The organism is Streptomyces sp. BBFR2 (genome assembly GCF_044497305.1).
Lineage (GTDB): Bacteria > Actinomycetota > Actinomycetes > Streptomycetales > Streptomycetaceae > Streptomyces.
The window spans coordinates 3,086,445-3,110,571 of record NZ_CP172415.1; the positions used below are offsets into that span (position 1 = coordinate 3,086,445).

General features: G+C 73.6%; 25 protein-coding genes, 1 tRNA gene and 1 pseudogene. 22 read left to right on the forward strand and 5 right to left on the reverse strand.

The features are described from left to right. Positions 1-59: 59 nt before the first annotated feature. Positions 60-782, reverse strand: a complete 723-nt coding sequence (locus tag ACGH2B_RS11950) for a RimK family alpha-L-glutamate ligase (RefSeq protein WP_399087828.1) — start codon at positions 780-782, stop codon at positions 60-62. 988 nt (positions 783-1,770) lie between these two features. Here ACGH2B_RS11950 and ACGH2B_RS11955 point away from each other — a divergent pair. The 5 genes and pseudogenes from ACGH2B_RS11955 to ACGH2B_RS11975 form a co-directional block, all read left to right on the forward strand. After that, positions 1,771-2,280: pseudogene (locus ACGH2B_RS11955) on the forward strand (Lrp/AsnC family transcriptional regulator); the annotation flags it as partial. A gap of 392 nt (positions 2,281-2,672) precedes the next feature. After that, complete coding sequence (gene ddaH / locus ACGH2B_RS11960) at positions 2,673-3,446, forward strand: dimethylargininase (RefSeq protein WP_399096953.1); 774 nt, start codon at positions 2,673-2,675, stop codon at positions 3,444-3,446. Beyond that, entirely contained in the window at positions 3,443-4,681 is a 1,239-nt protein-coding gene (gene rocD / locus ACGH2B_RS11965) for an ornithine--oxo-acid transaminase (protein WP_399087829.1), read from the forward strand. The genes ddaH and rocD overlap by 4 nt, the downstream gene beginning before the upstream one ends. Positions 4,682-4,866: 185 nt before the next feature. Continuing rightward, positions 4,867-5,100, forward strand: a complete 234-nt coding sequence (locus ACGH2B_RS11970) for a hypothetical protein (protein WP_399087831.1) — start codon at positions 4,867-4,869, stop codon at positions 5,098-5,100. Between the two features lie 71 nt (positions 5,101-5,171). After that, positions 5,172-6,350, forward strand: coding sequence for an SPFH domain-containing protein (locus tag ACGH2B_RS11975; RefSeq protein WP_399087833.1), 1,179 nt, complete (start codon positions 5,172-5,174; stop codon positions 6,348-6,350). A gap of 315 nt (positions 6,351-6,665) precedes the next feature. Here ACGH2B_RS11975 and ACGH2B_RS11980 read toward each other — a convergent pair whose 3' ends face one another. Then, positions 6,666-7,145 carry a MarR family winged helix-turn-helix transcriptional regulator gene (locus tag ACGH2B_RS11980; RefSeq protein WP_399087835.1) on the reverse strand — a complete coding sequence of 160 codons (480 nt, stop codon included), beginning with the start codon at positions 7,143-7,145 and terminating at the stop codon, positions 6,666-6,668. A 372-nt stretch (positions 7,146-7,517) separates the two neighbouring features. Here ACGH2B_RS11980 and ACGH2B_RS11985 point away from each other — a divergent pair, with 372 nt between their 5' ends. The 4 genes from ACGH2B_RS11985 (at position 7,518) to ACGH2B_RS12000 (ending at position 10,561) form a co-directional block, all read left to right on the forward strand. Then, positions 7,518-8,738, forward strand: coding sequence for a cytochrome P450 (locus ACGH2B_RS11985; protein WP_399087837.1), 1,221 nt, complete (start codon positions 7,518-7,520; stop codon positions 8,736-8,738). A 128-nt stretch (positions 8,739-8,866) separates the two neighbouring features. Next, positions 8,867-9,076 (forward strand): ferredoxin, encoded by a 210-nt coding sequence (locus ACGH2B_RS11990; RefSeq protein ID WP_399087839.1) that lies wholly within the window; start codon positions 8,867-8,869, stop codon positions 9,074-9,076. A 58-nt stretch (positions 9,077-9,134) separates the two neighbouring features. Then, positions 9,135-9,788, forward strand: coding sequence for a PadR family transcriptional regulator (locus ACGH2B_RS11995; protein ID WP_399087841.1), 654 nt, complete (start codon positions 9,135-9,137; stop codon positions 9,786-9,788). Positions 9,789-10,210: 422 nt separating this feature from the next. Further along, positions 10,211-10,561 (forward strand): hypothetical protein, encoded by a 351-nt coding sequence (locus tag ACGH2B_RS12000; protein ID WP_399087843.1) that lies wholly within the window; start codon positions 10,211-10,213, stop codon positions 10,559-10,561. 148 nt (positions 10,562-10,709) lie between these two features. Here the strand turns inward: ACGH2B_RS12000 and ACGH2B_RS12005 are convergent, their stop codons facing one another. Beyond that, on the reverse strand, positions 10,710-11,606 hold the full coding sequence (locus ACGH2B_RS12005) for a helix-turn-helix transcriptional regulator (RefSeq protein WP_399087845.1): 897 nt from the start codon (positions 11,604-11,606) through the stop codon (positions 10,710-10,712). Between the two features lie 139 nt (positions 11,607-11,745). Between ACGH2B_RS12005 and ACGH2B_RS12010 the strand changes: the two genes are divergently transcribed. The 8 genes from ACGH2B_RS12010 to ACGH2B_RS12045 all read left to right on the forward strand — a co-directional run bounded on the left by ACGH2B_RS12010 (position 11,746) and on the right by ACGH2B_RS12045 (position 19,289). Then, positions 11,746-12,801 (forward strand): NAD(P)-dependent alcohol dehydrogenase, encoded by a 1,056-nt coding sequence (locus ACGH2B_RS12010; RefSeq protein WP_399087847.1) that lies wholly within the window; start codon positions 11,746-11,748, stop codon positions 12,799-12,801. Between the two features lie 210 nt (positions 12,802-13,011). Then, positions 13,012-13,185 carry a 50S ribosomal protein L32 gene (rpmF, locus tag ACGH2B_RS12015; protein WP_399087849.1) on the forward strand — a complete coding sequence of 58 codons (174 nt, stop codon included), beginning with the start codon at positions 13,012-13,014 and terminating at the stop codon, positions 13,183-13,185. A 268-nt stretch (positions 13,186-13,453) separates the two neighbouring features. After that, positions 13,454-15,847 carry a DUF4157 domain-containing protein gene (locus tag ACGH2B_RS12020; protein WP_399087851.1) on the forward strand — a complete coding sequence of 798 codons (2,394 nt, stop codon included), beginning with the start codon at positions 13,454-13,456 and terminating at the stop codon, positions 15,845-15,847. Positions 15,848-16,252: 405 nt separating this feature from the next. Next, positions 16,253-16,768, forward strand: coding sequence for an LAETG motif-containing sortase-dependent surface protein (locus ACGH2B_RS12025; protein WP_399087853.1), 516 nt, complete (start codon positions 16,253-16,255; stop codon positions 16,766-16,768). Between the two features lie 26 nt (positions 16,769-16,794). Next, positions 16,795-17,472, forward strand: coding sequence for an RNA polymerase sigma factor (locus ACGH2B_RS12030; RefSeq protein WP_399087855.1), 678 nt, complete (start codon positions 16,795-16,797; stop codon positions 17,470-17,472). Further along, positions 17,469-18,017, forward strand: a complete 549-nt coding sequence (locus ACGH2B_RS12035) for a hypothetical protein (RefSeq protein ID WP_399087857.1) — start codon at positions 17,469-17,471, stop codon at positions 18,015-18,017. The genes ACGH2B_RS12030 and ACGH2B_RS12035 overlap by 4 nt, the downstream gene beginning before the upstream one ends. Before the next feature lie 233 nt (positions 18,018-18,250). Beyond that, positions 18,251-18,547, forward strand: a complete 297-nt coding sequence (locus ACGH2B_RS12040; protein ID WP_003986294.1) for a type II toxin-antitoxin system VapB family antitoxin — start codon at positions 18,251-18,253, stop codon at positions 18,545-18,547. Between the two features lie 115 nt (positions 18,548-18,662). Next, on the forward strand, positions 18,663-19,289 hold the full coding sequence (locus tag ACGH2B_RS12045) for a LytR C-terminal domain-containing protein (RefSeq protein ID WP_399087859.1): 627 nt from the start codon (positions 18,663-18,665) through the stop codon (positions 19,287-19,289). A 78-nt stretch (positions 19,290-19,367) separates the two neighbouring features. Here ACGH2B_RS12045 and upp read toward each other — a convergent pair whose 3' ends face one another. Next, on the reverse strand, positions 19,368-20,003 hold the full coding sequence (upp, locus tag ACGH2B_RS12050; RefSeq protein WP_399087861.1) for a uracil phosphoribosyltransferase: 636 nt from the start codon (positions 20,001-20,003) through the stop codon (positions 19,368-19,370). Positions 20,004-20,300: 297 nt separating this feature from the next. On the opposite strand from upp, the gene ACGH2B_RS12055 reads away from it, so the two are divergent. The 5 genes from ACGH2B_RS12055 (at position 20,301) to ACGH2B_RS12075 (ending at position 23,417) form a co-directional block, all read left to right on the forward strand. Then, positions 20,301-20,510, forward strand: coding sequence for a hypothetical protein (locus ACGH2B_RS12055; protein WP_399087863.1), 210 nt, complete (start codon positions 20,301-20,303; stop codon positions 20,508-20,510). A 258-nt stretch (positions 20,511-20,768) separates the two neighbouring features. Then, positions 20,769-21,302 (forward strand): hypothetical protein, encoded by a 534-nt coding sequence (locus ACGH2B_RS12060; RefSeq protein WP_399087865.1) that lies wholly within the window; start codon positions 20,769-20,771, stop codon positions 21,300-21,302. Between the two features lie 579 nt (positions 21,303-21,881). After that, positions 21,882-22,415 carry a nucleoside deaminase gene (locus ACGH2B_RS12065; protein ID WP_399087867.1) on the forward strand — a complete coding sequence of 178 codons (534 nt, stop codon included), beginning with the start codon at positions 21,882-21,884 and terminating at the stop codon, positions 22,413-22,415. A 55-nt stretch (positions 22,416-22,470) separates the two neighbouring features. Next, a tRNA-Ser gene (locus ACGH2B_RS12070) sits at positions 22,471-22,560 on the forward strand. Positions 22,561-23,165: 605 nt separating this feature from the next. Further along, complete coding sequence (locus ACGH2B_RS12075) at positions 23,166-23,417, forward strand: hypothetical protein (protein ID WP_399087869.1); 252 nt, start codon at positions 23,166-23,168, stop codon at positions 23,415-23,417. Between the two features lie 59 nt (positions 23,418-23,476). On the opposite strand, the gene ACGH2B_RS12080 is transcribed toward ACGH2B_RS12075, so the two are convergent. Next, positions 23,477-23,680, reverse strand: a complete 204-nt coding sequence (locus ACGH2B_RS12080) for a hypothetical protein (RefSeq protein ID WP_399087871.1) — start codon at positions 23,678-23,680, stop codon at positions 23,477-23,479. Positions 23,681-24,127 lie beyond the last annotated feature (447 nt).

Consider the following 24,127-nt stretch of genomic DNA (forward strand, 5'->3'; position numbering starts at 1 on the left):
GGGACCCACCCGTACGAGGCAGGCCCTCAACCAGCCTTTCCGGTAAGGCCGTTCAGGCGTCACCGCCCGGCGCCGCCGCCCCTCCCCGCCCGCAGCACCAGCCCCGCCAGCGCCTCCGGGGCGCCCGCTTGGCCCCGGACGCCGGGGAAGGCGTTGATGTCGACGATGAGCGGGGTTCCGTCACCCGCGTCCAGGAGGTCCACGCCGTAGACGTCGAGGGCGAAGACCTCACCCACCCGGTGCGCCAACGCGGCCCATCCGTCGGGGAGTTCGCTCAGGGCGAGGGTGGTGGTGACGGAGCGTCCGCCGGGGGAGAGTTCGGAGCGGCGGACGGCGGCGAAGAGGTGGCCGTCGATGACCCACAGTTTGTGATCCCAGCCGGCGTTCGGGGTGAACTCCTGGACGACCACGGGTTCGTCGGGCCACTTCGCCGCGAGTGCGCGCAGGTCGGCGGCGGTGTCGGCGCGGGCGACGAGGTCGCCGCGGCGGCTGCGGCGGCTCTTGACGACCAGCGGGGCGGGCGGCTCCCCGGCCGCCGCCAGCGGGCCGAGCCGGTCCAGCGTCCGGGTCGCCGCGAACGGCAGCCCCGCCGCCCGCGCCAGCGCCGCCATCTCCGTACGGTCCTGACACAGCGCCGTCGCCGCCACCGAGTTGATCACCGTGGCCCCCGCCGCCGCCAGCCGCGCCCCGAGCGCCAACGCCCGCGGCGTGTGCGCCTTGAGCAGATACACATCGGCCTCCGGCACCCCGGCAGGCAGCGTCCCCCCTACGGGACCACCCACGAAGCCGGGCCCACCCTGGAGCACGGCTCCCCTTACGGGACCACCTACGGGAGCGAGCACGGGACCAGCTCCCCCTACGGGACCACCACCCACAGGGGCGAGCACGGGACCGGCCTCTCCGCCGGGCCCGGGCACCGCTCCCCCGGCGGCGCCCCCCGTGGGGCCGGGCACGGACACGCCCTCCCCCGCAGGCCCGGCCCCGCTCCCGGGCGCAGGCACCGGCCCGGGCCCGGCCACCGCCCCCTGCGTGGGCACCGGAGCCGCCCCCGCCCCGGCCGCCCCATCCGGGTCGTGGGCCACCACCCCGCACCGCTCCGCCAGCAGCTCCGACGCCGCCGCCAGCAGCGGATGGCCGGGCTTGTCCGTCAGCAGGCAGACCCTCATCGGGCACCCCCTACGGGTGCGGCCGTCCGCGCCGCGAAGGCGACCGGCACCGGGCCGACCGGCCCGCCGTCGCCCACCGGCCCACCGCCGCCCACCGGCCCGGCGCCCTTCCGGCTCCCCGTCACACCCGCGCAGCGGTACCGCCCCGCCACCGGAAAGCAACGCCCCAAGAGCCTCATGCGTCCACCTCGTCCTGCCGGAACCCGCCGCCACGCCGGGCACCGGCCCCTGTTCTCGTCCTCGATCCGCGCCGCACCTCAGCTACCCGAGCTACCCGCGCCTCTTCCACGACGAGCGGCACCGCACGACAGTTCCGCGGCCGGACGACGAGCGGCCCGCCCCCCGGGACCCCCGGCCCGCCCGGCCCCCGCGCGACCACCCCGACCGCCCCCCGGTCCACGCCCCGTCGCCCCGCCCGCTGGATACCGTGCCCCCACACCACCGCCCCGGAGGACCCATGACCAGCAAGCCCACGAGGAACGGCGCACGGAACGGCGCGAGGAGCGGCGCGGGAAACGGCGCCCGGAACACCGCCGGAAGCCCCGCCCCCCACGGCCGCCCGCGCCCCGCCTCCCCCGCCACCGGGAACTCCCCGGCCACCACCGCCCGCACCCCCGCCTTCGACGACCTCGACCGCAAGATCGTCGCGGCGCTCATCGACAACGCCCGGACCAGCTTCGCGGAGATCGGCACCGCCATCGGGCTCTCCGCCACCGCGGTCAAGCGCCGCGTCGACCGGCTGCGGGACGCCGAGGTGATCACCGGGTTCACCGCGACGGTGCGGCCCTCGGCGCTCGGCTGGCGCACCGAGGCGTACGTCGAGGTGTACTGCGACGGCGCCGCGCCGCCCCGGCGGCTGGCCGAGGTGGTCCGCAACCACCCCGAGATCGCCACGGCGATGACCGTCACCGGCGCCGCCGACGCGTTGCTGCACGTCCGGGCCACCGACGTCGCGCACTTCGAGGAGGTGCTGGAGCGGATCCGCGACGAACCCTTCATCCGGAAGACGATCAGCTATCTCGTGCTGTCCCATCTGCTGCCGGACTCCGCGGAGGCGGGCGCCCGTCGGGCGGCCCCCGACGACGCCCCCGGCGACGCAACGATCCTGCCCTGAGCCCCCTGATCACGCAGCGATGCTGCGTCCTCACGCACCATGTTCGCCTTGTCCCGCGCGCCGCGCGCTCCCTACCGTGGAGACGTATCCGGCAGCCCCGCGGCCGACCACCGCGGGCCGACCGGTCGTGCCCCGTAGGAAGCGGAGGATCCCCCGTGCCGACGAGTCATGCGCCCGCGCCGAACGACCGCCACGAGCCCGCACCGCCCGCCACCGGAACCGGGGCCGCCCCCGGAACCGGAGCCGGAACCACCGTGGCACCGCACCCCACCGGCCCCGCCACCCCCGGCATCCGGCCGGACCGTCTCACCCCGGCCGAGGACGCCACCCTGCGCGCCACCGTGGACGCGCTCCCCGCGCCCCGCCGCACCGCACGCCCGCGCCGCTTCCTGATGTGCCCGCCGGACCATTTCGACGTCCGCTACGCCATCAACCCCTGGATGCGCACCGACGAGCCCGTCGACACCGCGCGCGCCGCCCGGCAGTGGGAGGCGCTGGCCGCCGCCTACCGCGCGCACGGCCACACCGTCGAGACCATCGCGCCGCAGGCGGGCCTGCCGGACATGGTCTTCGCCGCCAACGCGGCGCTCTGCCTGCACGGCAAGGTCTTCGGCTCGTCCTTCCACGCGCCGGAGCGCCGCCCGGAGTCCGCCGCGTACGAGAAGTGGTTCGCGGCGGACGGCCGTCCGGTGCGCCGCCCGGAGTCGCCGTGCGAGGGCGAGGGCGATCTGGTGCCGGTCGGCGGGCTGCTGCTGGCCGGTACGGGCTTCCGCTCCAGCCGGGCGGCGCACGCCGAGATCCAGGAGTTCTTCGGCGTCCCGACGGTCGTCCTCCAGCTCACGGACCCGTACTTCTACCACCTCGACACCGCGCTGTTCGCCCTCGACGACGAGAACGTCGCGTACTACCCGCAGGCGTTCTCGCCGGGCAGCCGGCAGGTGCTGGAGCGGCTGTTCCCCCGGGCGGTGCACGCCACCCGCGACGACGCGATGGTGTTCGGGCTGAACTCCGTCTCCGACGGCCGTCACGTCTTCGTCGCCCCGCAGGCCACCGCGCTCATCGGCCGGCTGGCCCAGGAAGGCTATGTCCCCGTCCCCGTCGACCTGTCGGAGTTCATCAAGGCCGGCGGCGGCATCAAGTGCTGCACCCAGGAGATCCGCTCATGACCGCTCCCGCGCAGACCGGCCCCGCCGCCGGCGCCGACCGTTCCTCCACCGCCCTCATCGCCGCCGAGTCGCCCGTCCTCGCGCACAACTACCACCCGCTGCCGGTGGTCGTGGCGCGCGCCGAGGACGTCTGGGTCGAGGACGTCGAGGGCCGCCGCTATCTGGACATGCTCGCCGGGTACTCCGCGCTCAACTTCGGCCACCGCCACCCGGCGCTGACCGAGGCGGCCCACCGCCAGCTCGACGCGCTGACCCTGACCTCCCGCGCCTTCCACAACGACAAGCTCGCCGGGTTCGCCGCGAGCCTGGCCTCGCTGACCGGCCTGGACATGGTCCTGCCGATGAACACCGGCGCCGAGGCGGTGGAGAGCGGCATCAAACTGGCCCGCAAGTGGGCGTACGACGTCAAGGGCGTCCCGGACGGCCGGGCGACGATCGTGGTGGCCGCGGACAACTTCCACGGCCGCACCACCACCCTCGTCAGCTTCTCCACCGACCCGGTCGCCCGCGACGGCTTCGGCCCGTTCACCCCGGGCTTCCGCATCGTCCCGTACAACGACCTCGCCGCCCTCGAAGCGGCCGTCGACGAGACCACCGCCGCGGTGCTGATCGAGCCGATCCAGGGCGAGGCGGGCGTCCTGATCCCCGACGACGGCTACCTCACCGGCGTCCGCGAGCTGACCCGCCGCACCGGCTGCCTCTTCATCGCCGACGAGATCCAGTCCGGCCTCGGCCGCACCGGCCGCACCCTCGCCGTCGACCACGAGAACGTCGTCCCGGACGTCCTGCTGCTGGGCAAGGCGCTCGGCGGCGGCATCGTCCCGGTCTCCGCCGTCGTCGCCCGGCGGGACGTGATGGAGGTGCTGCACCCGGGCGAGCACGGTTCGACGTTCGGCGGCAACCCGCTGGCCGCAGCGGTCGGTTCGGCCGTCGTGGAGCTGCTGGCCACCGGCGAGTACCAGCGCCGCGCCGCGGAGCTGGGCGAGGTGCTGCGCGAGGGGCTGACCGCCCTGGTCGGCCGCGGCGTGGTGGCGTTCCGCTCCCGCGGCCTGTGGGCGGGCGTCGACGTCGACCCGTCCCTCGGCACCGGCCGCCACATCAGCGAACTCCTCATGGCCGAAGGCATCCTCGTCAAGGACACCCACGGCTCCACCATCCGCCTCGCCCCGCCCCTGACCATCACCCGCGAGACCCTGGAATCCGCCCTCGGCTCCCTGGCGAAGGTCCTGGGGTAACCCCGCCCCGTACGAACGGAAGCGGCCCGGCGGGGAATCCCCCGCCGGGCCGCACGGCTGTGACGTCCCGCTCCCGCGTCAAGCTCCGGCAATGCCCGCTTCCGCGCCCGCTTTCCCGGGGGTGAAAGCCGTGGTCGCGGGCTAAGGTCGGCAGCAGGACCAGCAAGGCGAGGGGGAAGCCGTCGATGGCGCGGGACGAGGCCGTGATCGGCTGCACCGGTGTGCTGCTCATCGGTACCCGGGGTGAGGCCGGGCCCGGTGAGGTCCAGGTGCGGGTCAGGGGCGGGTCCGAGACGTTTCTGGCCTGGTCGGCCGAGCCGCTGGCGACCGGCACCGAGGTGCTGGTGATCGCCTCGCGCGGCACCCGGCAGGTGGATGTCCTCGCCTGGTCCGATCCGTTGGACGCGCTGGACGGCTAGGGGCCCGTCCGCGTGCGCCGGGCGCCGCGGACCGTTCCCCGGGGCGACGGCGCCCGTTGAGGAGACGAGAGATGTTCGGTTACCGCGTACCGGCCCCGGATGAGGCCATGTTGATCTCGGGCGGCCGGCGGGGGCACGGCGACGCCCCGTTCCGCGTGGTGATCGGCCACGGCAAGTTCGTGCTGCCGGTCTTCCGCAAGACCCGGTTCCTGACGCTGGCGATGTGCGAGTCGGAGGTCGCCGAGACCTGTGTGACGAAGCAGGGCATCGCGCTGACCGTGCGCGCCGTGATCGCGTTCAAGGTCGGCAACGACACCGAGTCGATCGTCAACGCCGGGCAGCGCTTCCTGTCCGACCAGGACCAGATGTCCGTGCTGACCGGGCGGATCTTCGCCGGTCATCTGCGGTCCATCATCGGCTCGATGACGGTCGAGGAGATCGTCACCGAACGGCAGAAACTGGCCACCGAGGTCCTGGAGACCTCCAAGACGGAGATGGCCAAGATCGGTCTGATCGTCGACTCATTGCAGATCCAGTCGATCGACGACGGTGAGACCGGCTACATCGAGGCGATGTCCGCCCCGCACAAGGCGGCCATCCAGCGGCAGGCGCAGATCGCGCAGGCGCAGGCCACCCAGGCGTCGGCCGAGGCCCAGCAGGAGGCGGCGCGCAACCAGGCCGAGTACTCCCGGCAGACGGCCGTGGTCCAGGCCCAGTACAGCGCCGAGGTCGACCGGGCGCAGGCGCAGGCCGCGCAGGCGGGCCCGCTGGCCGAGGCGCACGCCCAGCAGGAGGTGCTGGCCGCCCGTACGGAGCTGGCCGAGCGGGCCGCGTCGCTGCGCCAGCAGGAGCTGGTGGCGGAGGTCGTCAAGCCCGCGGAGGCGGAGGCGGAGCGGATCCGGCTGCTGGCGCTGGCCGACGCGGAGCGGATGAAGATCCAGGCGGAGGCGGCGGCGTCGTACGACCGGGTGGCGCTGGACCGGATGCTGATCGACCAGTTGCCGCAGATCGTCAAGGAGGCGGCGGCCGGTCTGTCCGGCGCCAACGTCAACGTCCTGAACGGCGCGGACGGCCTCGGCGAGATCGCCGCCGGCCTGGTCGGCCAGGGCCTGACCATCCTCGACTCGGTCCGCCGCAACCTCGGCGCGTCCGACGCCACCGGCGACTCCTCCGGCGACGCCGCGCCCCGCACGGGCGCGTCGCCCGAGCCCCGCCGCCCGTCCGACGAGGGACGCATCGGCATCGAGTGACCGGCGGCCGTCTCCCCGGCCCGGCCCCGTACGGATCCTCCCGTACGGGGCCGGGCCGTGTGCGAGGCCGTGTGCTTACGGGCCGTGCCCTTACGGGCCGTGTCCTCACGGGCCGTGTCCTCACGGGCCGTGTCCTCACGGGCCGTGGGGGACGCTGTCCCTCGCCCGGAGCCGGTCCCCTACGGGAGCCCCGCGCCGAACAGGTCCCGTACGGGCCCGCCCCCGAACGGATCCCGTAGCGGTCCCGGACTCCCTCCGGCTCCTCTACGGGCCGCACGCCCCGGCGCGCTCCCCGAGGCCCGTACCGTCCCGGCCTCACTCCTCCCGCGCCTCCCGCTCCCGGACGTGTTCCGTGAGCCGGGTCAGGACCTCCGCGGTGACGGCCACGTCGTGGGCGGCGACGCCGTCGAGGGCCTGGTGGAGGGTGAGTTGGCGGGCGTCCTGGAAGCGGCGCAGGACGGTGCGGCCGTGTGCGGTGATGGCGACCTGGCGGGCCCGCCGGTCGAGCGGGTCCGGGGCGCGTTCGACGAGGCGTTCCGCGGCCAGGCGGCCTATCTGGCGGGTGACGTGGGACGGCTCGACCATCAGGTGTTCCGCCAGGTCACCGACCCGGCTCACGCCGCCGGCGCCCTCCAGCGCCATCAGCAGCCACAGGTCCGACCGCCGGGCGGAGACCCCGGCCCGGTCGGCGAGGCGTTCGTGCGCCTGCGAGCGGGTGAGCAGGTAGGACAGGGTGGCCAGCGCCCGCTGCAGCGCGACGATGGGGTCCGGTTCCGGCACCGAGGGCTCCGACATGCAGGAACCTTAGCGGCCCCGGTGAACCGCCCCCGACGGTACGGAAACCGGCCATCACCCGAGCGGCCGGAACACCCCCTTTCACCCCCGGCGAGGGAGGGTTACCGTGGGGCCCGATAGTTGCTTTAGTCAGGTAAAAGTCGGCAGTCGGGTACCGGGTCACACCGGTACCGCCCGGCGGAACGGTCCGCGTCCGCGTCCCGCGACGGACGCGCCGACTCCTGCCGGCGGCCCGGTGCCGACGGCAGGAGTCGGCGCGCACCACCGCGACCGGCCGGGGCACCCGCACCGGCCGCCCGCCATCCGCGCGCCGACGGCGTCACCCGCACCGTTCACCACGGCGCCCCGCGCCCGAACGTGGAAGGACCCGCCATGACGATCGCACCGCAGCACACCGAACCCGCGACCACCCCGGCGCCCGTCGCCGTCCCCGCCGCCCGCGCCCCCGGCTGCCCCTTCGACCCGGCGCCCGCCGTGCACCACACGGAGGGGCCGGTCGTCCGGGCGACCCTGTGGGACGGCTCGCCCGTCTGGCTGGTCACCCGCCATCAGGACGTCCGCGACGTACTGGGCGACGCGCGCTTCAGCGCGGACTCCCACCAGCCCGGTTTCCCGTTCCTCTCCCCCGGGGTGCGGGTGATCGCCGAGGACAGTTCGTTCAGCTTCATCCGCAAGGACGATCCCGAGCACGCCCGGCTGCGCCGCATGCTGACCGCCGACTTCATGATCAAGAAGGTGGAGGCGATGCGGCCGCAGGTCCAGCGGATCACCGACGATCTGCTGGACCGGATGACCGACGGCCGCACCTCCGCCGACCTCGTCGCGGAGTTCGCGCTGCCGCTGCCGTCGCTGGTCATCTGCCTGCTGCTCGGCGTCCCGTACGAGGACCACGCCTTCTTCCAGGAGCGCAGCCGGGTCCTGCTCACCCTGCACTCCACGCCCGACGAGGTCCGCGCCTCGCAGAACGAACTCCTCGGATACCTGGAGGAGTTGGCGGCGAAGAAGCGCCGGGAGCCGGACGACGCGATCATCAGCCGGCTGGCCGCGCGCGGTGAACTCTCCGACGAAGCCGTCGCCGGGATGGGCCGGCTGCTGCTCATCGCCGGGCACGAGACCACCGCGAACATGACGGCGCTCGGCACCCTCACCCTGCTGCGCAACCCGGAGCAGCTCGCCAAGCTGCGCGCCGAACCCTCCCTGATCAAGGGCGCGGTGGAAGAGTTGCTGCGCTATCTGACGATCATTCACAACGGTGTGCCGCGCGCCGCCACGGAGGACGTCACGGTCGGCGGCACCCTCATCCGGGCGGGCGAGGGCGTCCTGTGCACCCTGAACGCCGCCAACCGCGACGAGACGGTCTTCCCCGGCGGCGACACCCTCGACGTGACCCGCGACGCCCGCCGCCACGTCGCGTTCGGCTTCGGCATCCACCAGTGTCTGGGCCAGCCGCTGGCCCGCGTCGAGATGCAGATCGCGCTGGAGACGCTGCTGCGCCGCCTGCCGGACCTGCACCTCACGGTCCCCTTCGAGGAGATCCCGTTCCGCCACGACATGAACATCTACGGCGTCCACGCCCTCCCGGTCGGCTGGTGACCGGCAGGACCCGCGCCACGCCGTCTCCCGTACCCCGTGAAGAACTCCGTCCGGCGCCCCGTCCGGAGCGCCGCGTCACCACCGGCCCGGGGCGGTCCGCCGCCCGGCCCCATCCGAGGAGCGATGCCATGCGTGTCACCGTCGACCAGGACAAGTGCTGCGGCGCCGGGAGCTGCGTCCTCGCCGCGCCGGACGTCTTCGACCAGCGGGACGAGGACGGCATCGTCGTCCTCCTCGACGCCCGGCCGGACGCCGCACTGCACGAGGCGGTCCGTGAGGCCGCCGCGGTCTGTCCCGCGGCGGCCATCACCCTGGAGGAGGCCACCGAACGTGTCTGACCGGGTGGGGCGGGCTGTCCTCGGGCGGCCCGCCCCACCCGGCCCGAGAGGAGTCGTGATGACCCTGCGGCACGCCGTCCTCGCCGCGCTGCTGGACGGGGAGCGCAGTGGCTACGAACTGGCCAAGGAGTTCGACGCCCGGATGGCCAATTTCTGGTACGCACGCCCGCAGCAGCTCTACACCGAACTGTCCGGACTGGAACGGGACGGGCTGGTCACCGGCCGTCAGGTGGTGCAGGAGATGCGCCCGAACAAGCGGCTTTTCACGGTGACCGAGGCGGGCATCGGCGAACTGCACCGGTTCGCCGCCGCCACGGTCCGTCCGTCGTTCCCCCGCGACGACCTGCTGGTCAAGGTGCAGGCCGTGGACCGCTTACCGGCCGTGCCGGTGATCGCCCAACTCACCGAGCGCGCCCGGATCGCCGCCGGCCGCGCCGAGATCTTCGACCGGCTGCTGGAACGTCTCCGCGACGGCCTCGACGAAGCCGCCTTCCTCGCCAGCGGCACCCGCATCGGCCCGTACCTGGCCTGCCAGCGCGGCCTGACCTTCGAACACGAGACCCGCGCATGGTGCGAACGGACCGCGGCGGTCCTGCGCGACCGCGAGACGGCGGCCCTGCGCGACCGCGAGGCGGCGGCGCGGACGGCCGACGACCGGCACCAGGACGGCGGAACGCCCGGCGGTATGGCGGCCGCACGTCCCGTGCCGTGACGGCGGTACGCCCGGTGGCATGACGGCGGTACGCCCGGTGGCACGGCGGCGGCGACGCGCGTCCGGGGCCGCGACGGCGGAACGGGGACGCGCCACCGGGCGGCCGGGGCCCGGCGCACGAGCGCACGAGGTGTACGAGGCGCCCCCGACGCACGAGTGCACGAGACGTACGAGACGTACGAGGCGACGGCCCCAGGCGCACGAGGCACACAAGACGCCCCGGCCTACGAGACGCCCGGCTACGAGGCATCCGTACGCCGGGGCGCCCGGCACGCCGCCGGTGCCCCTGCCGCGCCCCTGCCGCGCTCCTTCAGCACTCCTTCGTGTGATGCGGCGCGGGCGCGCGTCACGCCGTACGGGGCACGGCAGTTGCTCCCGGCACGCGCCCCGCGACGGGGCGCCCGTTCCCCGGAAGGAAACCCATGCGCCTTCGCCACACCGTGGCCGCCGCTCTCGGTGCCCTCGCGCTCGCCGTCACCCTGCCCGCCGCGTCCGCCCAGGCGGCGACCGGCTCGTTCACGTACCTCATCGACGCCCCGGACGGCGCCGTCCGCGTCGGGACGCTGGCGGACCCGCCGACCGGTGTCTGCGTGACGCTGCCCGAGGTCGCGCAGGAGTGGGTGGCGCCCGCGCACACCCCCCGCAACGACACCTCCGACTTCGCGACCGTCTTCACCGGTCCGGGCTGCGACGGCGACTCCTTCACCCTCCGCCCGCACGGCGGCCACGCCACCGAACGCCTGAAGTTCCGCTCGGTGCTCTTCCTCCCCTGAGGAAGCAGGGCCCGGGGCCGCGCCGGGGACGTCCTCCCGCCCCCGGGCGCCTCGGTCCGCCGGACCACACGGCGGCGCCCGGCAGGCCCGGACCGGACAAGCCCAGCCCGGCAGCCCGGGAACCGGAACCAGAACCGGAAAGGCCCCTCTAGGCCAGCTCGTCCCCGGCCCGCGCCCCGCTCCGCCGGTCGTCCGGCTCCGGCTCCGGACGGGGCCGGGCCGGCTCCAGCGTCCAGGAGGCCAGCAGCCGCAGGGACTGCGCGGACGGTGAGCCGGGCTCCGCGTGGTAGGTGATGAGCTGCTGGCCGGGGTCGGCGGGCAGGCTCAGCGTCTCGTAGGCGAGGGTCAGCCTGCCGACCAGCGGATGCCGCAGCACCTTCGTGCCGAACCCCTTGTCCTGCACGTCGTGCGCGGCCCACAGCCGCCGGAAGTCCTCGCTCTTGAGGGACAGCTCACCGATCAGCGAGGCGAGCCCCGGATCGTCCGGGTTGCGTCCGGCGTCCCGCCGCAGATAGCCGACGACGTCGGCGGCCTTGGCCTCCCAGTTCTCGTACAGCGCGCGGTGCCGCTCGTCGAGGAAGACCTGCCAGGCGAGGTTGCGCTCCTTGCGCGGCAGCGCGGGGAAGTCGCCGAGCAGCGCGCAGGCCAGCCGGTTCCAGGCGATGAGGTCGAGCCGCCGCCCGATGACGTACGCGGGCACCGCCTCCATCGTGTCCAGGAGCTGCTGGAAGGCGGGCCGCACCCGCTGTGCGCGGACCGCCGGGCGGGAGCGGCGCGGCACCGGACGGGCGAGGTGGTCGCGCTCCGCGCCGGTCAGCCGCAGCGCGTCGCCGATCGCGTCCAGCACCGAGGCGGAGACGTTGCCGACCCGGCCCTGCTCCAGCCGGATGTAGTACGCGACGCTGACCCCGGCGAGCTGCGCCAGCTCCTCCCGCCGCAGCCCGGGCACCCGGCGCCTGCCGTGGTCGGGCAGCCCGACGTCCCCCGGCCGCAGCCGGGCCCGCCGCGAGCGCAGGAACTCGCTCAATTCGGTGCGCTGGTCCATACCCGAAGTATGCGCATCCGGGACGGCACCGGGGAAAACTCCGGCGGGCCGCTGGGTGGTCCTGCCAGTGGTAGGAACGCCAGTCGTACGAAGCGGGGGGCACTGGCTACGGTCCGGCGGCTCTCGCATCCTCGGGAGCATGAACCACACCTCTGTCGCCGCGTACGCCGCACCCGCGCCGAAGGCACCGCTGGAGCGGACCACCATCCCGCGCCGCGAGCTGGGTGCCCACGACATCCTGATCGACATCAAGTTCGCCGGTATCTGCCACTCCGACATCCACACCGCCCGCGCCGAATGGGGCGAGGGCGGTCACTTCCCGCTCGTCCCCGGCCACGAGATCGCCGGCGTGGTCGCCGCGACCGGCTCCGCCGTCACCCGCTACGCGGTGGGCGACCGCGTCGGCGTCGGCTGCTTCGTCGACTCCTGCCGCGAGTGCGACAACTGCCGCGCCGGTATCGAGCAGTACTGCACCGGTGACCTGGGCAACGTCGGCACGTACAACGGTGTCGGGCGGGACGGCGAGCCCACCCAGGGCGGCTACTCCACCCACCTGGTGGTGGACGAGAACTACGCCCTGCGCATCCCGGAGAGCATCCCGCTGGACGCCGCGGCGCCGCTGCTGTGCGCCGGGATCACGGTCTACTCGCCGCTGGCCCACTGGAACGCGGGCCCCGGCAAGAAGGTCGCCGTGGTCGGTCTCGGCGGTCTCGGCCACATGGGCGTCAAGATCGCGCACGCGATGGGCGCCGAGGTGACGGTGCTCAGCCAGTCGCTGCGCAAGAAGGACGACGGGCTGCGCTTCGGCGCCGACGACTACCGCGCGACCTCGGACCCGGACACCTTCAAGGAGCTGGCCGGCACCTTCGACCTGATCATCAACACGGTCTCCGCCGACCTCGACCTCAACGCCTACCTCTCGCTCCTGCGCACCGACGGCACCCTCGTCCAGCTCGGCGCCCCGGAGAAGCCGCTGACCGTCGCGCCGTTCGCGCTGATCGGCGGGCGCCGGTCGTTCGCCGGTTCGCTGATCGGCGGCATCCGCGAGACGCAGGAGATGCTCGACTTCTGCGGTGAGCACGGCATCGCCGCCGACATCGAGGTGATCGGCGCCGACCGCATCAACGAGGCGTACGAGCGCGTCCTCGCCAGCGATGTGCGCTACCGCTTCGTGATCGACACCGCGACGATCTGACGCGGAACCTGGCGCGCGCAGCCGGCGGGCGGCCCCGCGCCGCCGCTGCCGCGCGCCCCGGACACCTCCGCCCGGGGCGGCCCCACCAGGCCGCCCCGGGCGCTCCCGTATCCGGGGACCTCCTGCCCATCCACCCCCAAATCGAAACGACAGTCATTTTCATATAGCCTCTGGTGGTCCGTCCGACCCCATCTCCCGGAGGCTCCACCCATGGCCGTCCCCAAGCGCAAGCTCTCCCGCAGCAACACCCGCCACCGCCGCGCCCAGTGGAAGGCGACCGTCCCCCAGCTCGTCCCGGTGACCGTCGACGGCTCGGTCTACCAGGTCCCCCAGCGCCTGGCCCAGGCGTACCGGCGCGGGCTGATCGACCCGCCGAAGAGCTGAGGGAGGGGTACGGGGGGGGCGGGCCCGGGTACGGGGGCGCCCCCGGGAAGGCGTACGGAAGCGCCGCACCCGATACGGCGTCGGGAGGGCGGCCCCGTGGACGCAGGGCCGCGCGCCGCTACCTGCCCGGGCCGCCGGCCGCGGCCGGGAAGGGCCCGCGCCCGCTCGCGGGACTGCCCGGACCTCTGCCCCTTCGGCCCTTCAGCCCGCTTCCCGTGCCGTGCTACTCATGCGGGACTTCTCGCGGCGCCGCACAGGGAGCACGGTTATGCCCTCACAGGAAAAGAAGAGCAAAAATCCGGGTGCGAGGCAGACCCCCGCTCCGAAGAAGTCCGCCGCGCCACCGGACGACATGCTCGCGCTGCAGCGGAGCGTGGGAAACGCCGCCGTTTCCGCCTGGCTCCGCATGAGTGCCGGAAAGGGAACTCTCGACGCGCCCGGCCTCACCGCCCTCCAGCGCAGCATCGGCAATTCCGCGGTGAACCACCTCGTCAGCCGCTCCGCCTCTTCGGCCCACACCGAGGAAGAGGCGGCGGAACACGGGAATTCCACGGGCTCCCAGGAACAGCCCCTGGCCGTCCACAACGTGCTCCGCTCGTCCGGCCGCCCCATGGAAAACGGACTCCGCCAGGAGATGGAGCAGCGGTTCGGCGACGGCGTCGATTTCGGTTCCGTCCGCTTCCACACGGGGGATCAGGCCGCCCAATCGGCCACCGAATTGCAGGCCCGCGCCTACACCGTGCGCAACCACGTCGTCTTCGGCAAGGGCGTCGAGCGCGACAAGAAAACCGTCGCGCACGAGCTGGCCCACGTCGTGGAGAACGAGAAGGGCACCTCGTTCACCTCCGTTCCCTACGGGGACAACGTCAACGTCTCCGAGGTGAACGGCCCCTCGGAGGTCGCGGCGGAGGCGACCGCCGAGCGCGTCATGAGTACGCCCGCCCCCGCTCCTTCCGCGGCACCCGCCGGCCATGACACCACCACCGTCGCGCGCAGGAAGACCGACGGCGGCGCAGGCGTCCCGTCCGCGGGCCTGCCCGCGGTGCAGCGGGCCCTCACCGTCGGCGACCGGGACTTCACCAAGGAATACCAGGCGAAAACCGCCCGCAGGGACGAGAAGGACCACGCGGCCATCCTCAAGAAGATGACGGACGAGGTCTCACAGCACTTCCTGAAGGACGCGGCGAAGGAATTCTCCCCGGAGGAACGCAAGGATTTCGTCAACGAAGCCAAACGGATCAACTGGCAGTTGGCGAAGGCCATCGTCTCCCCCGTCGGCCTCAAGAACGAATACCACCCGGCCCTGCGCGGCGTGGTCGGCACGCACCCCGACTTCGGCGCGAAGAACCACGACATCCAGGTCAACAACTACACCGACCTCGCCCGCAACCTCATGGGCTGGGTCCACGCCAAGGACAACCGGAGGCAGGAGAAGAAGGAAGCGGAGAAGATGCACCGCGACCCTGACCTGGACATTTACCTCAACGTCCTGCTGCGGCGCATGCACGGGTACACCCGCGCGGTCCAAAAGGGACGGAACATGAGCGACAGAGATATCGCCGTCATGGAGCAGGAACTGCGCACCGGTCGCGCGCACATCAGGTCGCAGATCACGAAGGACGGGGTACGCGACCCCGACAAGCAGGCGGGAAAGCCGGTCGGCTCCTACATCGCCCACTTCGACGGGACGATGAACAAGAAGTTCCGGGGAACCCGGCTGGACGCCCGCATCATGGACCGCGGAGGACTGACCGCGGTGATGAAGGACCCGGAGAAATTCGATCTCCGCGAGAAAATGATCGTCCTGCACGACCTCTCCGAGTACTTCGGCCACTCCACCCACACCCCGCCCACGGCGGGGAAGAAGGCGGTCCCGGAGATGACCGAGGACGACCAGCGGAGCACTCTCGCATTCGACCACCGGGGCAAGCGGGTCAGCACCACCCGCGACCGCGGCCAGAACGCCCTTCTCCATGACGACGGCACCCCCAAGCTCAACGACCGCGGCAAGCCGGCGACGCACCCCTCCACCCGGAACGAGAACTCCGAGACCACCCGCAACGCGCGGGAAAAGGACATCCCCGTCTGGGCAGGTCAGTCCTGGACCGCCGCCAGGATGTTCCGGATGGCGGTGTCCAGCGGGGCGTCACTGGAGGAAATCGCCGCACTCGGCTGGGGAATCTTCGCGTTCTGGCGCACCGACTTCGACCACACGACGGATTTCGCGTATCACACGCTGCACGAAGTCATGGACATCGCCCAGAACTTCGGGCTCTCGTACAACATCAACAAACCGTACGGCTCGTACCGCAAGGTCGACACCACACGCGTGGGCGCGAAGGTGGACACGCTCCTGTCGAATGTGTCGGACATCCGGTCCCAGGCCAAGGATCTCGTCCGGGGCATGAAGGACGCGAAGCTCAACAACCCCCGCCGGTGGGGGCGGCGGGAAGAAGAACTCCTGGGCGTGTTCATCGACATCAAGGAAGACGCCGAAGTGCTCCAGGAGAAAATCCAGCGACGCGCCGATTCCCTCCGCGGTTGGAGCAGGCTCACCGACGAAGAACGCACCGACCTCCTCAAGAAGGTCATCGACGGCCTCAACAACTGGCACGACGAATTGGGCGACCTCCAGCAAACGCTCAGCAGGCACAGCCGTTGACCCTCCCGCCCACGGCGACGGCCACGGCGCTGACCTGACACCCACCCGCTTCCACCGCCTCCGGTCGGCCCGCCGTCGGCACGTCGAAGCTCCTGGCACAAAGCCCCGAGAACCACGGCTCTCTGCCAGGAGCCGACGCGCCCAGCGCCCCCGCCCCCACCGGAGCCACCCCCGGCGACACGCACACGGCCCGACGGCACCGGCACCCACTCATTCCGGCACGGCCACCCGCCGATCCGGCGAACGGCGCGCTCCCGGCTCCCGGCTCCCGGCTCCCGGCTCCCGGCTCCCGGCTCCCGGCTCCCGGAAGAATTTTTCTCCCCACCGGCAACCCCCGCCCCCGCCGCACGTCGTCAGGGGTGAGGGCGCCACCGGGCGCCGCCCGACGACCGTGGAGCAGTACCCGTGAATTCCTCCCGCACCGCCCCCACGCAGTCCGCCGCTTTTGCCGCACGGCCCGCCGCGCGCCGCCGGATACGCGGTGCCGCCACCGCCGGTCTGCTGGCCGCCTGCGCGCTCACCACCCTCTCCGTGGCCGGCACCGCGCACGCCGACGGTGTCCGCCCCGAGCCCACCGTCAGCGTGCCGTCCCAGGAGCGGCCCACCGCCGTCCCCTCGTCGCCCGGCCGCGACGCGACGCAGCCGCCGTCGTCCCGGCCCAGCGCCTCCCGGGCACCGTCGTCCGCGGAGCCCACCCAGCCGCCCGGTGACGCCACCGCGCCGCGCCCCGTACCCAGCGAGAGCCGCCCCGGCGGCACCCGCGCCGGCGCGGACGCCACCCCCGCGCCCGCCTCCGGCAAGGACGAACTCGCCCACACCGGCGCCTCCGAGACCACCACCCTGATCCTCGGCGCGGGCGCCGCCGCCCTGCTCGTCGCCGGTGGTGGCACCCTGTACGCGGTCCGCCGCAACCGCGCCTGACGCCCCCTCCCCGGCACCAGGAACCGATGGAAACCCTCCTCCTCCCGCTCGCCCCGGCCGGGTTCGCCCGGCCGGGGCCGCGGCGTCCCCGGTGGCAGTGGCTGCGCCGCGTCACCGGCACGGCGGCCCGCACCGCCCGGACCGCCCGCACCGCCGCGCCCGCCCCGGCCGCCACCCCGGCGCCGGCCCTGTCCGCGTACGGCACGCCGATGCCCGAGCGGCCCTCGATCGGCGAGCTGTACCACGCGCACCGGCTCGCGATGGTCCGTCTCGCGGTGCTGCTCGTCGACGACCGGGCCACCGCCGAGGACGTCGTCCAGGACGCGTTCACCGCGCTCTGCCGCCGCCACGGCGAACGCCTCGACGAGGTCGACAACGCCCTCGCCTACCTGCGCACCGCCGTCGTCAACGCCGCCCGCTCGGTCCTGCGCCGCCGCCGCACCGCCCGCGGCTACACCCCGCCGCACGAGGCCGACGCCCCGTCCGCCGAGGAACGCGTCGTCCTCGACGAGGAACACCGCGAGGTCCTCGCGGCGCTCGGCCGACTCACCGCCCGCCGCCGCGAGGTCCTCGTCCTGCGGTACTGGGGCGAGTTGTCCGAGGCCGAGATCGCCCGCACCCTCGGCATCAGCCGGGGCGCGGTGAAGTCCCTCGCCAGCCGCGCCCTGGACGCGCTGGAGAAAATCCTGAAGGAGCGGTCATGAGCACCGGCGACCACCACCGGACCGCCCCCTCCCCCGGCGGCCCCGAACGCCCCGTCGAGGCCCGGCTGCGCGCCGCCCTCGCCGCCCGCGCCGCCACCGTCGAACCCCGCGACCTGCGCCCCGCCGAACCGCCCCGGGCCGCCCGCCGCACCTCCTGGCTGCGCGGCGCCCCCTGGAGACGCTTCGCCCTCCCCCTCGCCGCCGCGGCAGCCGCCGCGGCCGTCGCCCTCGGCTACGCGGCCCTCTCCCCCGGCACCACCCCGCCCCGCCCGACACCCGCCACCACCCCCGACCCGCTGCCCCGCCCCACCCACCACGGGCAGCCCTCCCCCGACCCGTCCCCCACCGTCCCGGACCGCGGCACCCCCGACCCGACCCGCACCCGGAACCCCGGCCGCACCATCAGCCCCGACGAACTCGTCCCGGACGCCACGGCGAGCTGGACCCCCAGCACCGACAGCCGCACCCCGCGCTCCCGAGGCGCCACCCCCACCACACCGGCGGCCCCGCCCTCCCAATCACCCCCCGGGCCCCAGCAGCCGTAGCACGCCGTACGGGACGGGCGGTACGGAGCGGACGCGCACGGGCCCGGCGGACCGCACGGGACGGCGCCCCGCACCGCACCGCGGCAGCGCCCCGGAACACCCCCCGGCGCCGCCCCCGCGCACAGGCTCCGGCCCCCGCGCGCCGGGGCCACACCGGCCTCGTCCGGGGCCCGGAGTGGCCGATACCCGTGGCACGGCTGGGCCCGCGGCCACTCGCCCGGTAGGCTTTCCGTGTGATCTTCAAGCGCATCGGAAATGGGCGTCCGTACCCCGACCACGGCCGGGAGAGCACCCGCCAGTGGGCGGATGTCGCCCCGCGCCCGGTACGCCTCGACCAGTTGGTGACGACCAAACAGCAGTTGGACCTGGAAACCCTCCTCGCCGAGGACTCCACGTTCTACGGCGACCTCTTCGCCCACGTCGTGAAGTGGCAGGGCGATCTCTACCTGGAGGACGGCCTGCACCGCGCCGTCCGCGCCGCGCTCCAGCAGCGCCAGGTGCTCCACGCCCGCGTCCTCGAACTCGGCTGACGCCAGGCGCCCGTTCCGCCGTCCGTACGGTGCGATTGCCCCTTTCGGGTCGGCTCCGCCACCGTGGGCCGATCATTTAGTAGGCACGCGTCCGGAGCGGCACTACGCTCGGCTCATGAGCATGCTGACGCCCCCAGGCATGGGCGGTAAGAAGTACCGCATCACGGGCGACAGGTATCCCCGGATGCGCCGCCCCCGCCACCGCCGCCGGATCGCCCTCGCCACCGCCGCGGGGGCCTGCGCCCTCGGCCTGGTCGGCTGGGGCACCCTCCAGCTCATCGACGTCTTCGGCGGCACCTCCGGCAAGGCCCAGGCGGCCGAGAAGGGCACCGACGCCAAGCGGAAGTGCAAGCCCGCCGCCGCGGTGGCCCCGCCGCCGGCGCCGTCCGCCATCACCGTCAACGTCCTCAACGCCACCCCGCGCGGCGGACTCGCCAAGCAGACCGCGGACGAGCTGAAGAAGCGTGGCTTCGACATCGGCAAGGTCGGCAACGCCCCCGCCGCCTACGACAAGAAGGTCAAGAACAACGGCGTCCTGCTCGGCCCGTCCGGCGCCGCCGGCTCGCTGAAGGTCCTCGCCACCCAGCTCCCCGGCACCCGCCAGGAGACCGACGGCCGCAAGGACCACTCCGTCGACCTGATCATCGGCGACACGTTCCAGGAGCTGACCAAGGCGAAGGACGCCCGGAAGGCGCTGACCGCCCTCGCCCGCCCGCCGCGCCCCACGGCCCCCGCCTGCTGACCGCCCGGCCGCGGACATGCCACGGGCCCCCGCCGGAGAACCGGCGGGGGCCCGGAACGTTCCGTACGGGCCCGGGGCTCAGCCGGCCGTCCCGTACATCCGGTCGCCCGCGTCGCCCAGCCCCGGCACGATGTACCGGTCCTCGTTGAGCCGCTCGTCGACGGCGGCGGTGACCACCGTCACCGGCGCACCGGCCAGCTCCCGCTCCATCACCGCGACGCCCTCCGGCGCCGCCAGCAGGCAGATCGCCGTGACATCGTCCGCACCCCGGCCGATCAGCTCACGGATCGCCGCGACCAGCGTGCCGCCGGTGGCCAGCATCGGGTCGACGACGTAGATCTGCCGGCCGGAGAGATCGTCCGGCATCCGCGTGGCGTAGGTGTGCGCCTCGTACGTCTCCTCGTTGCGCACCATGCCCATGAAGCCGACCTCGGCGGTCGGCAGCAGCCGCACCATGCCGTCCAGCATGCCGAGCCCGGCCCGCAGGATGGGGACGACCATCGGCCGCGGGTACGACAGCCGGACACCGGTGGTCGTCGTCACCGGCGTCTCGATCTCGACCTGCTCGGTCCGCACATCGCGGGTCGCCTCGTACGCGAGCAGGGTCACCAGCTCGTCGGCGAGCCGCCGGAAGGTGGGGGAATCGGTGCGCTTGTCGCGCAGGGTGGTGAGCTTGTGCGCCACCAGCGGGTGGTCGACGACGTGGATACGCATCCCTCGACAGTAACCGAGAGTGCGGAACGGGGCGCCCGGCCGGTCCCCGGACAGGCCCCGGACAGGCCCCGGACAGGCCCCGGTCGGCCGGGGGCCTGCCGCCCGACCCGACCGGCGGCCCGTCCCCCTCGCACGCACGGGCAGGGCCGTTTCCAGGACGCACCCGACGCCCGGCCGCACCGGTGGCCCGGCGGCGGCGCCGTCCGGCCCCGCTGGCGCGGCCTCCCCGGCGCGCGGAGAGTGGGCTTCGGACGCCCTGTCCGTCCGGCCGGCCCGCCCGGGCCGGCCCCGCCCGAGGTGGTGTGCCGCGTGGCCGATCCGCGACGTCCCGACGATGCGCCCGGCGCCGCGCCCGGCGCGGAGAGCACCGCGGCGCGTCGCCGGCGCCGCGCGCAGTTCCTGCGCGAACTGCACGAGGCCAAGGAGCTGCGCGAGCGCGTACAGCCGCGCCGCGCCCGGGCCGCCCGGAGACGCCAAGCGCTACGGATGCGCACATTCCGCTGGTAGACGACGCGTACGGCCCCGGCGCCACGCGGCCCCGGCGCCGCTCCCGGCCGCCCCGTCCCCCGCGCCCGGAACGTCCCGTTTCCGGCGCCACCGCTCCGGCACGCGAGCGACTTCTCCGGCAACCTCCCCACGACGCAGCCCCGAAGACCCCCCGCGGACGCGTTGTTTCTGCCACGATTCCGCTCGGGGGCGGGACCAGTGGCGCACCCGCGTCGCCCCGCCCGACCCGGCAGCCCAATACCAAGTGGGAGAGTCACGGTGTACTTCGCCGCACTGCTCGCGCGCACCGAAGACGGGTGGGAAGCGAGCGATACGGAGCTCGACAATGTGGAGACCCTGACCGATCTGGCCGATCTGGCCCGAGAGGCAGCGGTGGACGACGACACGGTGGTCGCGTACATCGAGCAGGAGGACGCCTGGTTCGGCGTCGTCCGCATCGACGGCGAGGACGACCCGCGTGTCTTCGTCTCACACGCCGCCGCCGCCGCGCGAAGTTCGTACGGCGCCATGCTCACCGACGAACTGCTCGGCTCCGACGACGACGCCGCCGACCTCGACAGCCTCGACCTCGACGGCACCGAGGACGGCGAACCCGAACCGGACCCGGACGGCAACGACCCCGACGACACGGCCACCGCCGGCCCCGTTCCGCCCCCCGGCCCCCTGGGTGACGTGGAACTCCTCACCGACCTGGGCGTCTCCCCCGAAGACCTCCTGGTCCTCGACACCGACGCCCTCGCCCAGCTCGCCGACGCCCTGGGCTGCACAGAGGTCCTGGAGGCGGTGCGCTGAGGGACGCCACCCCCGACGACCGTGCGGACACCCCGGGCCCCGGTCCGCCTCAGCGGGCGCTCCGGGGCACGGTCCTGACCACCGCCCCCGGAGGCGGCGCACCCGGCGGTCCCCCCGACCGCGCCGCTCGGGCCCGTCCGCCGCGCGCGCCCGGACGGAATGAGGCACGGGGCACGGCTCTCACAGGTCACCGGGCGGCCCGTTCCACCCCGCACGCCCCGGAACGGCGCGAGGCCCCGCTCCGCCGCGGGCCCCGAACGCCGTACGCGTCACCGGGCGGCCCGTTCCACCCCGCACAGGCGGCCCGTTCCACCTTCACGGCCCTGGAACGGCACGAGGCCCCGGCCCGCCACGGGCCCCGTACGCCGCACGTGTCGCACGGGACGGCCCGTTCCACCCCGCACAGGCGGCCCGTTCCACCTTCACGGCCCTGGAACGGTGCGAGGCCCCAGGGCCCACAGACCTCGTACGCCGTACGCGTCGCGTGAGGCGGCCCGTTCCACCTTCACGGGCACCCCGGAACGGCGCGAGGCCCCGGCCCCCGGCCCCCGACGCGTGCACGTCCCCGACACTGGGTGCATGACCGCGTCACCTCCGCAGCCCCCGCCCGCCGCCGTGCCCGATCCGTTGCGGGAGCCCTGGACCGGCCCGATGCGGCGGGCGCTGGCGGAAGCCGCGCTCGCCCCGGCGACCGGTGACGTCCCCGTCGGCGCCGTCGTCCTCGCCGCCGACGGCACGGTCCTGGGCACCGGCCACAACGCGCGCGAGGCCACCGGCGACCCGACCGCGCACGCCGAGGTCCTCGCCCTCCGCGCCGCCGCCGAGGCCCTGGCCACGGGCGCCGGCCCCGCCGACCGCCGCCCCGGCGACTGGCGGCTGACCGGCTGCACCCTCGTCGTCACCCTCGAACCCTGCACGATGTGCGCCGGCGCGATCGTCCTCTCCCGCGTCGACCGCGTCGTCTACGGCGCCTACGACGCGAAGGCCGGCGCCGTCGGCTCCCTCTGGGACGTGGTCCGCGACCGCCGCCTCAACCACCGCCCCGAGGTCATCACCGGCGTCCTGGAGACGGACTGCGCCGCCGCCCTCACCGCCTTCTTCCGCACCCGCTGACCCCCACCGGCATCCGATTTCGGATCCCGGCCCCCCTTGGGCTAAGCTCTCTCTCGGTAGCGTGTCCGAGCGGCCGAAGGAGCGCGCCTCGAAAGCGCGTGAGGGGGCAACTCCTCCGTGGGTTCAAATCCCACCGCTACCGCCATCAACACCCCTCTGACCTGCGGAAACGCGGTCAGAGGGGTGTTTTGTGTGTTGCATATACAACACATGTGTTGCACAGGGACTCCGGCGAGACCGCTCCGTTCACCAACTCCCCTACCACCAAGGGTTTTTGAAGCAGCCCTCGGTGGGACCGCCACCCACGGATCCCGGTAAGACATATTTGCGAGCGTCACGGGCACCGGGCACGCGAGCTTTCGGGCGGCGTCGTTGCCTAGTCGGACTCGTCGGGGGACGGTGCTGGGGCACCTGTACGGCTATCAGCTGGCGCACGGTGTCATTCCGCGGCTGGGCTGGGGCAACAACAACCCGACCGTGTGCCACACCTACGACAACCACTCCTGCCAGCAGCCCGCCCACCTCCGGCTCAGTACGCCTGCGGAGAACAGGGCGGAGTGGCTGGCCCGGCGCCGTGGCCCCCACGGCCCGCTCGCGGATCTCCGTGGCCCGGCCGGTCGTGCGCGGGCCATCGGCGCGGCCATCCGGGCAGGCCGGGCGAACGGTGAGCCCGAAGCCGACATCGCACGGCGCATCGCGACCGCGGCAGCGGCTGGGCGCCCACTGAGCCTTTGGTGAACGGTGCGTCGGATGCCGTCGCCTGCTATCGGCTCGGTCAGGCACCGGGACCTCAAGCTCGTACCACCGGCCGGATCGGTCACGCCATCTCCGGGTGACGACGGCCCGCAGCTCCTGCCCGTCCGGCAGTGGCACGACGGCCAGCGGTGCCTCGCCGCCTCACCCCTCTTCCACGTCTACGCCGCGTCCGGCTCCGGGGCCGGGTCGTTGACGTGCTTCAGCGCGGACCGCGCCGACGGCGCATCGACGCCGACGGACTTCTAGAACGGGTGGGTCACCAGCAGCTCGGCCAGGTCAAGGCGCTGCGCGCGCAACGCTGCGACCTATGCCTTTTCTTCCTCAGTCCACCCCGGGGAGTCCGGGCGGAAGTTCTCGTAGAACTTCCCGCCCTCCCGTGTGTGGGTCCATCCCGGGCTCGGCTCCACAGACCAGGGCAGGCGCTTGTAGAGGCCCCGGAGGTCGGCGGTCACCTGGCGCATCTCCTGCTGCGCGTCCAGCAGATCCTTCGGGAAGTCGTAGTCGGCCACACCACAAGGATACGACCGCATGTTCGATTCTCTGGCGAGTGACCGCATCCCGCATCCTCGAACCCATCATTCTCGGCTTCGAGCTCTTCGCCATCCGCAACCGCATCAAACGCTGACCGCAACCCTCGGATCAGGCCGCCCGCCACACACCGCCCCTCGGCGACAGGCACCTCCGCTCGGCCCCGTCCTCGGTATCGTCGAACGCAAGCACGCGACGCTTGACAAATAAATGGCAAAGCGCTGAGAACGCCGCAGGTCACAAAGCCTCTTCCCCACGCGCGTGGGGGTGTTCCCCGTCGTGAGGTGCCATTACCGCTGGTGGTGGCCTCTTCCCCACGCGCGTGGGGGTGTTCCACCCAGAAAAGCACGCGCAGAGAAACCCGTAAACTCTTCCCCACGCGCGTGGGCGTGTTCCGGTTTCCACGCCCGGCATCGCACCCACCACCG

Excerpts from the sequence above, each read along its gene's own strand:
- ACGH2B_RS12035 (WP_399087857.1), top strand. The coding sequence starts at position 17,469 with ATGAGCACCGGCGACCACCACCGGACCGCCCCCTCCCCCGGCGGCCCC.
- ACGH2B_RS11995 (WP_399087841.1), top strand. The coding sequence starts at position 9,135 with ATGACCCTGCGGCACGCCGTCCTCGCCGCGCTGCTGGACGGGGAGCGC.
- rpmF (WP_399087849.1), top strand. The coding sequence starts at position 13,012 with ATGGCCGTCCCCAAGCGCAAGCTCTCCCGCAGCAACACCCGCCACCGC.
- ACGH2B_RS11980 (WP_399087835.1), bottom strand. The coding sequence starts at position 7,145 with ATGTCGGAGCCCTCGGTGCCGGAACCGGACCCCATCGTCGCGCTGCAG.
- ACGH2B_RS12045 (WP_399087859.1), top strand. The coding sequence starts at position 18,663 with ATGAGCATGCTGACGCCCCCAGGCATGGGCGGTAAGAAGTACCGCATC.
- ACGH2B_RS12075 (WP_399087869.1), top strand. The coding sequence starts at position 23,166 with ATGCCGTCGCCTGCTATCGGCTCGGTCAGGCACCGGGACCTCAAGCTC.
- upp (WP_399087861.1), bottom strand. The coding sequence starts at position 20,003 with ATGCGTATCCACGTCGTCGACCACCCGCTGGTGGCGCACAAGCTCACC.
- rocD (WP_399087829.1), top strand. The coding sequence starts at position 3,443 with ATGACCGCTCCCGCGCAGACCGGCCCCGCCGCCGGCGCCGACCGTTCC.
- ACGH2B_RS11990 (WP_399087839.1), top strand. The coding sequence starts at position 8,867 with ATGCGTGTCACCGTCGACCAGGACAAGTGCTGCGGCGCCGGGAGCTGC.
- ACGH2B_RS12020 (WP_399087851.1), top strand. The coding sequence starts at position 13,454 with ATGCCCTCACAGGAAAAGAAGAGCAAAAATCCGGGTGCGAGGCAGACC.
- ACGH2B_RS12005 (WP_399087845.1), bottom strand. The coding sequence starts at position 11,606 with ATGGACCAGCGCACCGAATTGAGCGAGTTCCTGCGCTCGCGGCGGGCC.
- ACGH2B_RS12010 (WP_399087847.1), top strand. The coding sequence starts at position 11,746 with ATGAACCACACCTCTGTCGCCGCGTACGCCGCACCCGCGCCGAAGGCA.
- ACGH2B_RS12000 (WP_399087843.1), top strand. The coding sequence starts at position 10,211 with ATGCGCCTTCGCCACACCGTGGCCGCCGCTCTCGGTGCCCTCGCGCTC.
- ACGH2B_RS11970 (WP_399087831.1), top strand. The coding sequence starts at position 4,867 with ATGGCGCGGGACGAGGCCGTGATCGGCTGCACCGGTGTGCTGCTCATC.
- ACGH2B_RS11985 (WP_399087837.1), top strand. The coding sequence starts at position 7,518 with ATGACGATCGCACCGCAGCACACCGAACCCGCGACCACCCCGGCGCCC.
- ddaH (WP_399096953.1), top strand. The coding sequence starts at position 2,673 with ATGTGCCCGCCGGACCATTTCGACGTCCGCTACGCCATCAACCCCTGG.
- ACGH2B_RS12065 (WP_399087867.1), top strand. The coding sequence starts at position 21,882 with ATGACCGCGTCACCTCCGCAGCCCCCGCCCGCCGCCGTGCCCGATCCG.
- ACGH2B_RS11975 (WP_399087833.1), top strand. The coding sequence starts at position 5,172 with ATGTTCGGTTACCGCGTACCGGCCCCGGATGAGGCCATGTTGATCTCG.
- ACGH2B_RS12030 (WP_399087855.1), top strand. The coding sequence starts at position 16,795 with ATGGAAACCCTCCTCCTCCCGCTCGCCCCGGCCGGGTTCGCCCGGCCG.